11 protein-coding genes are annotated in these 15,402 nt (G+C 63.6%); 4 read left to right on the top strand and 7 right to left on the bottom strand.

Annotation, left to right across the window (positions count from 1 at the left end; all coding sequences use genetic code 11):
• Positions 1-207: 207 nt before the first annotated feature.
• A complete protein-coding gene (locus ADAD_RS0102280) occupies positions 208-1,476 on the bottom strand; it encodes a TetR/AcrR family transcriptional regulator (protein ID WP_083825537.1) in 1,269 nt (422 codons plus the stop codon).
• Between the two features lie 150 nt (positions 1,477-1,626).
• On the opposite strand from ADAD_RS0102280, the gene ADAD_RS0102275 reads away from it, so the two are divergent.
• From ADAD_RS0102275 to ADAD_RS0102265, 3 genes are all read left to right on the top strand, one after another.
• Positions 1,627-3,885 carry a TonB-dependent receptor gene (locus ADAD_RS0102275; protein ID WP_010408747.1) on the top strand — a complete coding sequence of 753 codons (2,259 nt, stop codon included), beginning with the start codon at positions 1,627-1,629 and terminating at the stop codon, positions 3,883-3,885.
• The gene (locus tag ADAD_RS0102270) at positions 3,885-5,012 is read left to right on the top strand and encodes a serine hydrolase domain-containing protein (protein ID WP_010408744.1); all 1,128 of its coding nucleotides are present in this window, start codon (positions 3,885-3,887) and stop codon (positions 5,010-5,012) included. Before ADAD_RS0102275 ends, ADAD_RS0102270 begins: the two co-directional genes overlap by 1 nt.
• Positions 5,013-5,147: 135 nt before the next feature.
• Positions 5,148-6,230, top strand: coding sequence for a DUF2855 family protein (locus ADAD_RS0102265; protein ID WP_010408742.1), 1,083 nt, complete (start codon positions 5,148-5,150; stop codon positions 6,228-6,230).
• A gap of 264 nt (positions 6,231-6,494) precedes the next feature.
• Here ADAD_RS0102265 and ADAD_RS0102260 read toward each other — a convergent pair whose 3' ends face one another.
• The 3 genes from ADAD_RS0102260 to ADAD_RS0102250 all read right to left on the bottom strand — a co-directional run bounded on the left by ADAD_RS0102260 (position 6,495) and on the right by ADAD_RS0102250 (position 11,843).
• Entirely contained in the window at positions 6,495-8,741 is a 2,247-nt protein-coding gene (locus ADAD_RS0102260; protein WP_010408739.1) for a TonB-dependent receptor, read from the bottom strand.
• A gap of 195 nt (positions 8,742-8,936) precedes the next feature.
• On the bottom strand, positions 8,937-10,112 hold the full coding sequence (locus tag ADAD_RS0102255) for an acyl-CoA dehydrogenase family protein (RefSeq protein ID WP_010408737.1): 1,176 nt from the start codon (positions 10,110-10,112) through the stop codon (positions 8,937-8,939).
• A 69-nt stretch (positions 10,113-10,181) separates the two neighbouring features.
• Complete coding sequence (locus tag ADAD_RS0102250) at positions 10,182-11,843, bottom strand: AMP-dependent synthetase/ligase (RefSeq protein WP_158005182.1); 1,662 nt, start codon at positions 11,841-11,843, stop codon at positions 10,182-10,184.
• A gap of 285 nt (positions 11,844-12,128) precedes the next feature.
• On the opposite strand from ADAD_RS0102250, the gene ADAD_RS0102245 reads away from it, so the two are divergent.
• On the top strand, positions 12,129-12,932 hold the full coding sequence (locus tag ADAD_RS0102245; protein ID WP_010408730.1) for an enoyl-CoA hydratase/isomerase family protein: 804 nt from the start codon (positions 12,129-12,131) through the stop codon (positions 12,930-12,932).
• A gap of 6 nt (positions 12,933-12,938) precedes the next feature.
• Here ADAD_RS0102245 and ADAD_RS0102240 read toward each other — a convergent pair whose 3' ends face one another.
• The 3 genes from ADAD_RS0102240 to ADAD_RS0102230 all read right to left on the bottom strand — a co-directional run bounded on the left by ADAD_RS0102240 (position 12,939) and on the right by ADAD_RS0102230 (position 15,402).
• Entirely contained in the window at positions 12,939-13,931 is a 993-nt protein-coding gene (locus tag ADAD_RS0102240) for an AraC family transcriptional regulator (RefSeq protein ID WP_158005181.1), read from the bottom strand.
• Between the two features lie 126 nt (positions 13,932-14,057).
• The gene (locus ADAD_RS15400; RefSeq protein WP_010408725.1) at positions 14,058-14,945 is read right to left on the bottom strand and encodes a CoA transferase subunit A; all 888 of its coding nucleotides are present in this window, start codon (positions 14,943-14,945) and stop codon (positions 14,058-14,060) included.
• A gap of 34 nt (positions 14,946-14,979) precedes the next feature.
• Positions 14,980-15,402 (bottom strand): Zn-ribbon domain-containing OB-fold protein, encoded by a 423-nt coding sequence (locus ADAD_RS0102230; RefSeq protein WP_010408724.1) that lies wholly within the window; start codon positions 15,400-15,402, stop codon positions 14,980-14,982.

Below are 15,402 nucleotides of genomic sequence, written 5' to 3'. Positions count from 1 at the left end.
ACAACAAAGTGCAAGCTTGTTGCGTTTAGCGCAAAGCTGGAAGGAAGCAGAACGGCGTCGGAGAGGCCAATACGGAGGGAGTGCTCGCTTACGCTGTTGGAGGGTGGCATGCCGAATGTCATCGGAAACATCAGAAAACCGCTAGGCGGTTTAAGGGGCGTTTGCTGGCCTTAGACCGCAAACCTGGAACTCCGAGCGACACATTCTCTATGCACGATCGACAAGTATGCCGTAGCCGACAATGTCGTTCACTGCGTCAGCCAAATCCCACTCGGAGACATCGGCGTCGCGCAGCCCACCCCTCGCCAGCCACGCAAATGTGCCCGCCGAAACTTCGGTCACCAGCCGGATATCGTCCGCTATGCAGCTGCCGTCTTCCACACCCGATGCGAGAAGTTGCTGGGCCTTGAGCCAGATATCCTGCGAGCGGGAGACAAACTGTGAGCGAACGGCCTCGGGCAGCGCGTCGAGCCCCGCCTGCAGCATGAGCGGCGGGGCCGATCCCAGCTGCGCCTGGCAGTTGAGATGGTGGGTAATCAGCACCCGTTCGAGCCCGTCCGCCCCGCAGGAGCGCGCCGTTTCCAGGAAGGTGTCGTAGAGTTCGAACGATCGGGCGTAGCATTCCACGACCAGTTCGGTCTTGTCCTTGAAATAGTGGTAGAACGCACCCTTGGTCGCGCCCAGCTCCGCGACGATATCGTTGAGCGACGTGCCGCCGATCCCGCGACGGTTGAAGAGGTGGGAGGCGGTGGCGAGAAGCTGCTCGCGCTTCTGTTCCCTGACTTCGTCGCGATCAAACGGGTTCACCGCCGTCGCGGTCAGCTGCTGCGCCACCGGCCAGTGGTCGGTCGGCCGTCGCTCACCCGCCGCACAGCCGCGCAGGAGCAGCTGGTCGATCGCAGATGCGAGGCGTCGGCCGTTGTCCTCTTCCAGCGGTTCGCCCAGCCAGCGCGGCGCAAGGCGGACCCAATTCATCATGCCGATCAGGCAATTCGCGACGATATGCGGATCGCCGCGTCTGAAAATCCCACCTTCCATTCCGCGCGAAACGCAACCGCACACGCGATCGAGGATCGCCTTTTCCTTCGCCAGCAGATCCTCGCGCCGATCGCCCTCGAACACGTCGTAGTCGCCAAGCACCGCAAGGCTCCCCGTTCGGTCGACCAGATTGCGTTCGACGAACAGCTGGATCTGGGCGACCGGATCGTCGGATGCCGCCATCGCAGAATCGAGGTCGGCCAGAATCGCCTCGCACGAATGCGCAAGGCACAGGTAAGCCAGCTCGGACTTGTCGCTGACGTAGTAATACAGCGCGTTGCGAGACAGGCCCGCCGCCTTGGCGACCGCATCCAGGCCGATCCCGCCGGCCCCGTGGCTGTTGATCTGGATCGCAGCGCACTCGAGCAATTTCCGCCACCGCTCGGCCTGTTTTGGGGTCGCGACCGGCATCGCTGCGTGCTCCGAAGTGTCTGGCATTTCGCGTTCCTAGCCCGCTTTTCTCATCGTCTCCAGTATTTGCGCATGGGTCCGCGCACATACCTCAATGTCGAAAATAGTTGCGGGAATGGCCGCCGGGGTATAGCTGCATACTCAAATGTCGAAAACGGCACGGAGAGGACAGAAGCGATGAAGATTCCCACAACCACTCGGCGCGCCATCCTGCTTGGCAGTGCTGCGCTGGTCGCCACGGGCTCGGCCACGTCGGCGTTCGCGCAGGAAGAGATGGAAGAGCCAGCGGTCGGGGACCGCGACGTGATCGTTGTCACCGCCCAGCGGCGTGAGCAGAGCACACTCGACGTGGGCATCAATATTTCGGTGGCCGATGCCGAGGCGCTGAAGACCCAGCGCATCGAAGACGCGACCGACGTCGTTGCGATCACGCCCAATGTCTCGATCAAGGAGAACGTCCCCGGGCTGGTCCCTGTCCTCACGATCCGCGGGGTCGGCCTCAACGATTTCAGCGCGACCAACAATCCGAGCGCGGGCGTCTATGTCGACGAAGTCTCGCTCAGCTCGCTCGCGCTGATGAACTTCGACTTCTTCGACCTGGAGCGGATCGAGGTTCTCAAGGGGCCGCAGGGCACGCTCTATGGGCGCACCGCGACTGCGGGTGCGCTCAACATCGTCACCGCGCGGCCCAACTTTCGCGGGGTCTCGGGCATGGTCAGCGGCTCGGTTGGCAGTTACGCGCTCAAGGAGGTCGAAGGAAACCTGAACCTGCCCGTATCCGATACGCTGAGCCTGCGGTTCGCGGGGAAGGGTATTTTCCAGGACGAAGGCTACTGGTTCAACGAGAGCCTGAACCGCGACGTCGGCCGCCGCGACGTTGTGCTCGGCCGCGCGCAGGCGCTGTGGGAGCCTTCGAGCGGGTTCGAATGGCTGCTCAAGGCAGAGGTGCAGCAGGGCCGCTCCGAGCTGGGCGGAGGCGAATTCTTCGGCGCTGTGGCCACCACGCAGACCCCCGCTGGCGTCACCTGCCCAGGCTCGCCCGAGTGTGCGGACTCGCTGGGCTATGCCGATCTCGATGGGGACCCGTTCCGTGGCGCGTGGTCGGTCGATCCCTCCTACGATATGGACCAATTGACCCTATCCAGCAGGATCGAAGCGGACCTGGGCTTTGCCACGCTCGTTTCGGTGACCGGCTATATCGATTTCGACCGGCAATGGTCGGCCGATACGGATGCGACACCTTTCGCCCAGCTGGATTTCCGTTCCGAAGACGATGTCGAGCAATTCACGCAGGAACTCAGGCTGTCTGGCGAAACCGATTTCGCGAACTGGACGGTGGGAGCGTTCTATTCGCATGACGATATCCGGACGACCTACGCCGGCGATCTGAGCGACCTGCTCAACACAACGTCCTTCACCTTCTCCGACCAGGAATCGAGCTCGGCGGCGGTTTTCGCCAACGCCGAGTGGAACCTGACCTCGTCGCTCAGCCTGGTAACGGGCCTGCGTTATACCGACGAAGAACGCACCAATCTGGGCGCCACGACCGATCTTGTCTCGCTGGCACCGGCGAGCTTTCTCACGATGGCACCATTCGGTTCTCCGCCGATCGATCTGGCAGTGAGCGATGCGAAGATCACTGACGAGAACTGGTCGTGGAAGCTCGGCCTCAACTGGAAGCCTGCGGACAATACGCTGATCTACGCGAGCGCGACGCAAGGCTGGAAAAGCGGTGGATTCTTCGCGGGGGTGGCGACGAACTCCGCGCAGCTCGAGCCCTATCGCCCGGAAAAGCTGGTCGCCTACGAGGCGGGCATCAAGGGCAGGCTGCGCGCGGCTGACCTCAACTACTCGGTCAGCGGGTTCTACTACGATTACAGCGACGTGCAGACCTTCATCCGCGAAGACATCGGCGGCATTCCGGTCCAGCGTCTCGGCAATGTCGATAGCGCCACCATCTACGGCCTCGATGCAGATCTGGCGTGGACACCGCTCGCCTTGCCCGGCCTCAACCTGCACGCTGGCATCGGGCTGCTCGATACCGAGCTGGGCGCCTTCACCGCCGGTACCGGACCTGTTCCGGCGGGCAACGAACTGCCCGACGCACCCTCGTTCAGCTTCAACGGCGGCGCGTCCTACGAGGCGGAGCTTGGCAGCGATATCGCCCTGCGTCTGTCGGTCGACGGGCGGCATCAGTCGAGTTCGTTCAAGGACGCGCTCAACGATCCCCTCATCAAGGCGGACGGGTACTGGACTCTCGATGCCCGGCTCTCGGTCTTCAGCGAGGACGATTGGGACGTGTCGGTGTGGGGCAAGAACATCACCGACGAACGCTATGTGACGCAGGCTGTGAACCAGCTGTCCTTCGGGTTCGGTTACAGGGTCTATGGCGCACCGCGCACCTACGGCCTCACTCTCACGAAGCACTTCAACTGATGGCGCAGGATCAAGCAATCTCGGGCCGCTGTGCGGCGAAATTCCACACGGTCGAAGAGGCGTTCCGCGCCAATTTTGACGACGGGAGGGAGATCGGCGCTGCCATCGCGCTCTACCTTGATGGCGAACTGGTGATCGACCTGTGGTCGGGCTTTCGCGACGCGGACAAGACCGTGCCGTGGCAGGAAGATACGTTGGTCAACGTCTGGTCCACGACCAAGGGCGTCGCGGCGAGCTGCTTCGCCCTGCTCGTCGATCGCGGGAAATGCGCCTACGACGACAAGGTCGCCGATTACTGGCCCGAGTTCGCCGCTGGCGGCAAGGACGAGGTGACCATTGCGCAGCTGCTTTCCCATCAGGCGGGGCTCAGCGCCTTTGCGGAGCCTACTTCGCTGGATGACTTCGTCGACGGGCGCAGGCTGGCGGACAGCCTCGCGGCGCAATCTCCGCTGTGGGAGCCCGGCTCGCAGTCGGGCTATCACGCGGTCACCATCGGCTTCCTCGCAGTGGAACTTTTCCGCCGCATAACGGGCGCCAGCTTGACCAGCTTCGTCGAGCGGGAGTTGAAGCCTTTCGATCTGCATATCGGGATCGCGAATTCCGAACTGGGGCGCGTGGCGACCATCGTACCGCCAGCCGGAATGAACGCCGAAGGCGTGGTGCCTGATCTGAACGCGCTTCAGGCTGCGACATTGGGCAACCCCGCGCTCGAGCCGGATGCCGCGAACACGGCAGGCTGGCGGCAGTCGGAGATTCCCTCCGCCAACGGGTTCGCCAATGCCCGCGGGCTGGCCGGCCTCTATTCCAGCATCACCCTCGGGGCACCCGAGGCCGGGCTGAAGCTGTCCGAGGAGACCTTGCAGCAGGCGACCCGCGTGCGGATGAGCGGCCCCGATGCGGTGCTGACGATCGACGCCAACTGGGCCGCAGGTTTCTTGCGCAATTCGCTCAATATCTACGGCCCGCATGAGGGGGCTTTCGGTCATTCGGGCTGGGGCGGCTCCTTCGCCTTCGCCGATCCCGAGAGCGGCCTCGCGTTCTCCTATGTGATGAATGCGATGGGCACCGATCTGGTCGGCGATCCGCGCACGCTGCGCCTTCTGGAAGCGCTTTATCAGTCGCTTTGACGGCCAAGCCCGTCGTGCGGACGAGAGGCGGAAGCGCCCTTGCCTTCTCCCGCGAAGGTGCCTTCCGTCTCTCGACAAACGACGACATACCCTCAGGGTATCCCTGCCCCTCCACGCCAGGCAAAGAACCCGCCCATGACCACGATCACCCAATTTGTTGTCCGCAAGAACGACCTTTCCGATGGCCGCATCGCAACGCGGGACTTGTCACCGCTCAACGATGGAGAGGTCCTCGCGCGGATCGACCGCTTCGCGCTGACCGCCAACAATGTCACCTATGGCGTGATGGGAGAGCGCATCGGATACTGGAAGTTCTTTCCCGCCGAAAGCGAGGGTGAGGGCGTCATTCCCGTATGGGGTTTTGCCGAGATCGTTGAATCCACCCATCCGGAGGTGCCGGTTGGAGAGCGGATCTACGGCTTCTTCCCCATGGCGAGCCACCTCGTCATGCAACCGGCAAAGGTCAGCGAAGGCCGCTTCGTCGATGGCGCGGAGCATCGCGCCGGGCTGCCGCCGGTGTACAATTCCTACACCCGTGTCGCCACAGAGCCCGGCTACGACGGCGACCTGGACGATGCGCGCATGGTGCTGTTCCCGCTCTATGCGACATCCTTCTGCATCTACGACTTCATGCAGGACCATGACTGGTACGGCGCCAGGCAGGTCGTCGTGCTGAGCGCGTCGTCCAAGACCGCAATCGGTTGCGCCTATGCGATCTCCGCCGATGCGTCTGCGCCCAGGAGCGTCGGCGTCACGTCGCCCCGCAATGCCGCTTCGGTCGAAAAGCTGGGCCTCTACGACGAGGTCCTGACCTACGACGCGCTGGACAATATCGACGCGAGCATACCGACCGTCATCATCGACATGTCCGGCGATGGCGGCGTGCTCGGGCGGCTGCACCAGCATCTGGGCGACGCCATGAAATATACCTCCAACGTTGGCGTCACCCATTATGACGCGAACACCATGCCGCGCGGCTTCATCCGGGACCGCAGCGAGATGTTCTTTGCGCCCGGCCATATCCAGAAGCGCCACAAGGAGTGGGGCGCGGGCGTGTTCGAAAAGCGCGCGCACGACTTCTGGAAAGACACCGCGCTGAAATCGCGCGACTGGCTGACGATCCACCGCGAGGAAGGTGCCGATGCCGTGAAGCAGGCATGGAGTGCAGTCGCTCTGGGGAAGACCCCGGCGGACGAGGCCTGGGTGGTCGGTTTTTAGCCCGCAAGCGATGCTCTCACGGCCGCAAATTTTGTCCGGCTACACTCGCGGCATAGATGACTGTCGAAAGCGCTTCGGAACGGCTGGAATTGGGCCGAGAGCCGACTCTCCGTATATGGCAGGGGCGCCGCACCGCTATCGCCTGCCTCCAGACGCCGCACGGCCGACTGCAGGCGATCGGAAGGTCCCCTGATCCGCCCGGTCAGTTGCGACAGGCCCCGATCCGCTCATGTCCGTCGACCTGAGCGGATCGGCCCAGTCATCCTAGAAATCCAGCGTGATCTGCGCGCCGATCACGCGTCCCTTGGTGAGCGGAGCGAAGGTTCCGCCAAGGGGGAACGGCCCGAGATTGGACGGCAATTGCCCATCGCCCCCATGCTTCACGCTGTTGAGCAGGTTGCGACCGTAGATCGAGAAGGTCCACCGATCGTCCGTGGTGCGAAGATCGAGCCCGGCATTCAGGATGTCCTGCGGGTCGATATAGCCGCGATTATCGTCAGAGAAGGCCTCCTCGGCGCGATAGGAGTAACTGACCCTGGAAGACAGCGTACCCCACGATCCGATCGGCAGATCGTGATTGAGGCCGATCGACCAGGTCAGGTCCGCCGCGCGCGGAATGGCCAGCTCATAATCGGTCTGGTTGATCACTCCGTCGCCCGAAAGGTCGAAGAAGATGTCGGTGTAGTCGGCATCGATATAGCCGATCGAGGCATCGAGGACGAGCGACGGGGACAGGAAGAACACCCCGTCCAGTTCGAAGCCGAGGATCTCCGCATCGGCGGTGTTGCGGACCAGCTGAACCACGCCCGAGGTCGGGTCGGTCAGCAGCACTTCGCGCTGCATGTCGCGGATATTGTTGTAGAACACCGCGCCGTTGATGCGCCCGAAATCCCAGTTCGTCTTCCAGCCGATCTCGAAATTGTCGACCGTCTCCTGGTCGAAGGGGCCGGGCCCGAAGTTCGCCGTGTCGGCAGCCGTATTGCGCAGGTTGTATCCGCCCGAACGGTGCCCGCGCGCCCAGTGCGAATAGATCAGTACATCCCCGCGCGGCTCGAAGCTCAGCCCGATCTTGGGGTCGAGGCTCTTCCAGCTCGCGTCGTCGGTGAAGTCGAAGGCACAGGTGTCATCGATGATGCTGCATGGCGAGTTCACGTTGAGGCTCAGCGAGGCGATCTCGACCGACTTTTCCTCGAAGGTGTAGCGCAGCCCGCCAAGGATGGACCATTGCGAACTCAGCGCATAGTCCACCGTCAAGAAAGCGGCGTAGGTTTTCACATTGTAATCGCCGCCGCCGTCCTGCGTCAGTGCGGGGGCACCGGTGGGCGTGGCTGCGCCGAGAAGGCGGCGGCCCTCGCCATAGCCGACCTGATTCTGGAAGTAGTAGAGCCCGGCGGTGAGATCGAGACCTTCGGCCACCGGGCCGGTGTAGCGCAATTCATTGCTGAACTGTTCGGATTCCACCTGGAACCGGGCGTCGAACAGCGAGATCGGCTGCGCGTCGAGATCGGCGAGCGAATCCTGGCTCAGGTTGCGGTATCCGGCGATATTGGTGATCTGCCCGCTCGCGCCCACGAACACGCTGAATTCGGCGGTCGCGAAATGGCTCTTGGAGCGGTGATAGCCTTCGGTGTTGATGCTGAAGTCGAAGCTGTCGCGATCGAAATTGACGGGCGAGCCCGGCACGCCCGATCCGTTGGTGTGCGATTGGCCGTTGGGACCGTCGCCGTCGATCTCGGTATATTCGTATTTCAGGAACAGCTCGGTGTTGGCGCTCGGCTCCCACTCGATCACCGGGCGGATCATGAACTGCTTGAGCTTGCCGAAGTTCTCGCCCGTGTTGAGGTTCTCGAACCAGCCGTCGTCCTTGTTGTAATAGCCTGCAATCTTGGCCCTGACATTGTCGCCGATCGGCCCGCCGACGCTGCCCATGACATATGTGTTCAGGCCACCATCGCCGCCACCGTCGACGGCCACACGGGCCTGCCCTTCGAACTCGTTGCCGGGCCGCTTCGTCCTGAGCAGTACGGCGCCGCCGGTGACATTGCGCCCGAACAGGATGCCCTGCGGCCCGCGCAGAACCTCGATCCCTTCGAGATCGAAGACATCGAAGACGAGGCCAGCATTCACCCCCAGATAGACATTGTCGACGAAGGTGCCGACGGTCGGGTCGATCGACGGGATCGAGCTGTTGATCCCAAGCCCGCGGATCGAGAAGTTGGCGGTGCCCTTCTGCGTGCCGACATCCTGGAATGAGACGTTAGGTATCCCGGTCGAAACGTCCGACAGGTCGCGGATCTTCTGGGCGTCGATCTGCTCTTCGCCCAGTGCCGCGACCGATAGCGGGACGTCCTGGAGATTCTCCTCCTTCTTGCGCGCCGTGACGATGATCTCGTTGGAATATCCCTCCACCTGCGCCGACGCTTCAGTCGCAGTGAACCCGGTGACCAGTGCCAGTGCGCACGCCGAAAAGAGCAGCTTGCTCCGCCGCGTGGTCTTAGAAGTCTTGTGCATCGCGCTATCCTCCCCGATACGCCGCGTTGTTCCGGCGTTTGTTCTCCCGGCTGGCGCCCTGGTTCGGTCGGACGTCTCAGCCATTACTTGCGATCAAGTGCCCTCAGGCTAACCCGGCAAGAAAATCATAAGTGGCAATTCGGTTGGTCATTTCGGGTGGGCGGATGGTCGCATCGGGACGCGAAGGCTCGCCACCTACCTGACCAGTTCGCCACCGACGATCAGCTCGCGGATCTCGCGCGTGCCGGCCCCGATCTCGAGTATCTTGGCGCAGCGGTAGAGCCGGTTGATCTCGATCTCCCGCATGAAGCCCATCCCGCCATGGATCTGCATGCCGTTGTCGAGCACGCGGTTGATTGCGCCTCCCGCCAGCAGCACGCTGGCAGCGGTGCGCATATGGATTTCGCCGCGGCCCACCTGATCGTCGGTGAGCCCCTCGCACTCGCGGATGATCTGGTAACAGAAATTTCGGGCCGAAGCCGTATCGGTATACATGTGCGCGAGCATTCGCTGGACCAGCTGCTGGTTGCCGATCGCCGTGCCGAACTGCTCGCGGTTCTTTGCCCAGTCGATCGACAGTTCCAGCGCCCGCTCGCAAATGCCTACGCAGTGGGCGGCGAGCAGCGCCCGCTCGAGGTCCAGCCCGCTCATCATCACGCGCACGCCGTTGTTCTCTTCGCCGACGAGGTTCTCTGCGGGCACGACGCAATCCTCGAACACCAGCTCACCGGTCGGGCTGCCGCGATAGCCCATCTTGTCGAGCTTCTTGTCGACCCCGAAACCGGGAAAACCCGTTTCCACGAGGAAGGCGGATATGCCCCGGTTGCCCGCCTCGGGGTCGGTCTTCGCATAGACGAGGACGACGTCGGCTTCGGGGCCATTGGTGATCCAGAGCTTGCGCCCGTTGAGAATGTAATTGTCGCCGTCGCGCCGTGCCCGGGTCGCCATGCTTCCCAGCGCATCGGAGCCCGCGCCCGGCTCGGTCATGCCCAGCGCGCCCAGAATCGTGCCGTCGCAGAAGCCGGGCAGGTATTTCTCGCGCAGGAAATCGCTGCCGTGGCGGTTGAGATTGTTGGCGCACAGATTGTCGCTGGCGAGGTAGCTGAGCGAAAGCGACGGGTTCCACTTGGCGAGCGCGTGCGCGACCATCGCCTGCGCGGCCTCATCCATTCCGGCGCCGCCCAATTCCGACGGCAGCGTGATGCCGAGTACTCCGAGTTGGGAGAGCTTGGCGTACTCGTCCTTCGGAAACCAGTCGTCGTCGTCCATTTTGGCCGAGAGCTCGTGCAGGTTCTCCCGCGCGTAGCGATCGACCATATCGAACAGCTGCTGGTACTCGTCATCGAAGCCGTATCTGGAAATGTCGGACATTGTGCTGCCAATCTGCCGTGCGTTGTGATCAGAAAATGAGGCGGTGCCGGAGCGGTCGGTCGCGGCCGGTCAGGCCCACCGCACGATGCCCCGCTCACCTGCGGAAAGCGGCACATCGAACCGGTCGATCTCGTCCGCGAACCTCTCGGTGAGCTTGGGCCGGATGATCTTCTGCGTGTGCGTGAGCAGGCCGTCCTCGATGGTCCAGGGCGAGCCGCAAATCAGGATGCCGGCGATCCTTTCGTGCTTCTCGAGCTCCTGGTTCAGCTTGTCGGTCCCGGCCAGCAGCTGGCGCTCGATCTCGGCACGCTCCATCGCCCGGGCGGCGGCGCTCAAGGTGCACAGGATGACCGGCTGGGTCAGCCCGAGGCCGACGAGCGCGCATTGTTCGACCAGCGCGATCCCGGAATAGCGTTTTTCGATCGGGCCGGGCGCGACGAACTTGCCCTTTGCGGTCTTGAATTCCTCGCTGACACGGCCGGTGATGAACAGGTTGCCGGCATCGTCGAGCCGGCCCTTGTCGCCGGTGTGGACCCAGCCGTCGCGGAAGGTCCTGCGCGTGCTTTCCTCGTCGCGAAAGTAGCCCAGCGCCATGCCCGGCCCGCGACCGAGGATCTCGCCATCGGGTGCGATGCGCAGCTCGAATTCGGGGGCGGCGCGGCCGACGCTGTCGTTCGCCTCGCCATCGCCGTCATAGGCAAGCGGAAGGATTTCGGTCTGCCCGTAGAAGTCCGAAATCTGGAATCCGAAGGCCTTGAAGCAGTTCTTGACGTAGGGCGGGCAGATCGCCCCGCCGCTGATCGCGCATTCGACCCGGTCCACGCCGAGGAATTCCCGCACCTTCCGACCGAGCTCGGGATCCGGGTTCGCGGCGAGTTGCGAGACCTGCGCGGCGGACAGGCCGAACTTCTCGGACGCGGTCCCCAGCAGGAGCTCCCACAAGCGGGGCACGGCGAGCATCAGGGTCGGGCGGGCATGGCGGAGGTCTTCGAGGAAGAATGCCGGGCCCCGGCTGAAGGTGATCGTCGCACCCGTCAGCACGGACTGGTAAACGCTGACCGTCTTCTCGCCGATATGGCCGAGCGGAAGGTGGCAGAAGAGGTGAATGTCCTCGAGCCGGTCCTGACCGGTCAGCTTGACGAAAGAGGTCGCGATGTTGGTCAGCGACTGCTGCGAATGCATCACCGCCTTTGGGTGCCCGGTCGTTCCCGAGGTCAGGATCAGCGTGCACAGGTCGTCTGCCGAAACGTCCACGGGCATCTCCTCGCCCTCGCCGGCACGCAGGAATTCGGCGAAGGACATCGCACCCTCGGGCGGCTCGATGTGCGGCAGCGCCACCACGGTCATGCCAGCGGGCAACACGGCCTTCACCGCTTCCCAGTTAGCCGCCTCGCCGATGAAGAGCAGCCGCGGCCCGACCCTTTCGAATACGCCGGAGACCTTGTCCGCGGTCATCGACGGGAACAGCGGCAGCGAGATATGGCCGCCGAGCATGATGCCCCAGTCGGCCAGGACCCAGGCGGAACAATTGTTCGAAAGGATCGCCACCCGCTCGCCCCGACCGCCCACGACTGCAGCAAGCGATCTGGCGATGGCTTCGATGAGATCGACGCCTTCTGCCCAGGTGTACGATCGGGTGCCGCGATCTATCAGGTAGGGCTCGTCGCCCTTTTCCGCCCGGTGTCGCCGGAAAGCGGCCAGCAGATCGACTTCCCCGGATGCCATGAGCATGCCCGACTCTCCCTCACCGGCCAGCTGCGATCCTTCGATCGTTTTCCGGCCCCGCATCGCGGCGGGATCCGGGCAGGCCTGATTGTTTCGGGCCCCTGTTCTGCCCGCGTCGGGTCAGGTGCCTCTGTCTCCCGACAATATGGCATTCGGGACGAGCCGGATTGTCTGCCCGGACAATTCTATTGGTCACAACAGGCAGCGTATTTGGCCGCTCCCATGGGCGGGCGCGGAATCGCCGGTATGACCGAAATTGCTGCCCCATTTGATGCGTCGCGTAGGGTAGGGATGCGCCAGCGCGAAAAAGCGCGCGGGCGCTGGAGGGACATGATGGGCGGCTATGTGAACACGGACATCGCAGATGGTGTCGCCACGATCACGTTGAACGATCCGCAGACGCTCAATGCGCTCAATCCTGCCATGATGACCGCGTTTCTCGACACGCTGACCGAGTGCGAACGGAGCGCGCAGGTCGACGCTGTGGTCCTGACCGGCGCGGGGCGCGGCTTCTGCTCGGGCGCGAACCTGACGTCCGAGATCGTCGACATGCGCGATGGCGCGTTCGAGACGTGGATCAACGATCATCTCAATCCACTCGCCCAGCGGATCACCGGTTCGCCCCTGCCCGTGATTGCAGCGGTAAGGGGCCCGGCGGCCGGGGCCGGATGCAGCCTCGCGCTGGCCTGCGACCTGATCGTCGCCGCGCAATCCGCAAGGTTCATCCTCAGCTTCGGCAAGATCGGCGTGGGCATGGATCTGGGCGCTTCGTGGACGCTGATGCGATCCATCGGGCAGCACCGCGCGCGGCAAATGGCGCTGACGGGCGCCGCGCTCGATGCAGAGACCGCGAAGGACTGGGGGCTGGCAATGGAGGTCTTTGCCGAAGACGAGCTGCTCGACGGCGCGAGAGCCATCGCGGCGGAGATGATCGCCAACTCAACCGCCCCGGCACTCGCAGCGATGAAACGGCAGTTCGATTTCGCCGCGACCGCAACGCTCGACGAGGCATTGCGCGACGAAGCCCGGGTTCAGGCGGAACTGGTGCTGACCGAGGAATCGCGCAAGCTGATCGATTCCTTCGGCAAGCGCTGAGGCCTGTCAGTCCGAGCGCGGAACGTGCCCGGTCCAGCGCTTGTAGGCACGGCAGAAATTGCTCGCATCGGAATAGCCGACAAGATCGGCAACCTCGGCCAGCGTGATATCCGGAAACGGCAGATACAGCTCGGCCAGCTCGCGCCGCGCCTCGTCGAGCAGGCGCTGGTAGCTCGTCCCCGCCTCCCCCAGCCTGTTCTGGAAGGTCTTGGGGCTCATCGCGAAATGCGACGCGACGATTTCCTTGGACAGGATTTGCCGGGGCAGCTCCCTCACCAGCAGGGCATGCACCCGCAGCGGCAGGTTGCTGTCTTCGATGGCCGAAATCTTGTCCGCGATCCGCAGCTCGTATTCGATGGCGATTTCCGAACCGCCATTGGCAAGGTGTTCGTCGAGGCCCGCCAGCGGCAGATGCATCGCATTCCGGCTGGCGCCGAAGGTCGGCTCCACACCGAAGAAGTCGCGATATCTCGCGATATCCTGGCCGCAGAACGGGCGGGTCAGCTCGATCTTCGACGCCTTGTAATCGGGCCGGCCCATCAGCCGCATGAAGCGGAATACGAAGGCGAGGGTGACTTCGGTCCAGACCGACCGCAGATCCTCGTCGATCGACTTTTCGGCGAAATGGCTCAGGAGGACGACCTCGTCCGTGCCCCGCACAAGGCGCAGCTTCTGCGTAGTCGCGATGTAGGGGTAATACTTCGTCAGCCGGGTGAGGAAGTTGCGCAGGCTGGAACTGGTCAGCAGCCCGAGCGAGAATTCGCCGAAGGTGCTGGGCGAAATGAATTCCGCGACCTTGAGCGGAAAGGCCGCATCGTCGATCTCGGTGACCGCGAGGCGCAGCAACTGCTCGGTCAGTTTCGGGGAAATATGCTGGCCGCTATCGGCAATCTCGGGGAGCGCAATTCCGTGCTCGTCGATCACGGCCTCACGCGCGATGCCGTAATGCTCCATCGCCCGGACGATGGCCTGGAACCCGGAATAGGTCGTATATTTCATCCACCACCCCGGAGCGCGGCCCGGGGGCGACGCTGCGATGGTGGCCAGCATGGCAGCAGGCCCATTTCCTCTCCTCGACCGACATGACGCCCGGCCCTTTATCGGGCCTTATCCGCCTGCCGGCTTTCAGTATTCGTGCAGCGACAGCAAACGCCGCAACCCGATGTTTTCTAGGTATTCCACATGGTTGCCGGGTGAAGCAAATCTCTCTTTCACAAATGTATCGAGAGGGGCCATTTCGCCCGTCTTGTGGGCCTGGCTCGCAGTGGAGACATATTCGCCGATGAACTCGCGGTCCTCCAGGTAATGGCCCGGGCTCGCAAAGGGATGCGCGCCGAAGGGAGCGCGCACGATGACATCCGCGCCGATGATCGAGGTGCGCGAGGGATCGCGGCGGATGTCCTCATTGGCGACGATTTTCTCGACCTGCACAATCGTCTTGTCCGCCGCGCGGTAATGCGCGCGGTCGCCCCAGCCGTGGATGTGCTGGACGTTGCCGTATTCGTCCGCGCAGGCCGCGTGGAGGATCGCGACATCGGGCTTGATCGCGGGCACCGCCAAGATCGGCTTGCCGGTGAAGGGGTCTTCGATGACCTTCAGGTCCGGGTTGAGATCGGGGATCGAGGTGCCCACGCCGCCGTGCCACACAGTAAAGGGCAGCCCCTGCGCAGCGGCCCTCAGCCCGGCGTAGCAAATGCCCTCGTCCGCCTCCCAGATTTCGACCACGCCGCTCTGCGCGGCGTAGCGATAGCACGGATCGATTGCGGCGAGGCTTTCGGCATGCACGCCCGAGGTGATGAGCTTGCGCACGCAGCCCGCGGCGATCAGGAAGCCGATCTCCGGCCCGCCCTGCGCCGAGGTCACGATAGTGAGATCGTGCAGGCCCCGGCGGATCATGCCGCGGATCAGCAGCATCGGGTGCGCCGAATTGAGGTGCCCGCCAATCGACACGGTCATCCCGCTTTCGATCAGGTCGAGCGCATCGTCCTCTTCAAGAATTCTGCTCTTGCGCACGTCTTCGTCCCTCTTTCGCTATGGCAACCGCAGGTCAGACCCGGCGGAACTTCGGCAGCGTGATCTCGTCGGTCACCTGGTCGAAGGTGACCTCGACCGGCATGTCGATGGCGATCTCGTCCACCGGACAATCGACGATATTGCTCGCGATCCGGACCCCGTCGGTCCCCTCCAGTTCGACCAGCGCCACGGCGTATGGATAGTCGAAACCGCGCGCGGGCAACTCGCCGGGCGAGGTGTTGGTCGGCACGGTAAAGCTGTAGACCGTCCCCTTCCCGCTCACCGGGGCCCAGGTGAACTCGACCGAGTTGCAGTGGCGGCACATCTTCTGCGGCGGGAAGCGGAAGCGCGCGCAGGAATCGCACCGCTGGATGCGCAGTTCCTGCGCCCTGCACCCTTCCCAGAAAGGCGCGGACTCGTCGGTCACCTTGGGCAGCGGCTTGGCATAGTCGGTCAT

It is taken from the genome of Citromicrobium sp. JLT1363, assembly GCF_000186705.1.
GTDB lineage: Bacteria > Pseudomonadota > Alphaproteobacteria > Sphingomonadales > Sphingomonadaceae > Alteriqipengyuania.
This window is presented reverse-complemented; position numbering and strand designations above follow the sequence as displayed.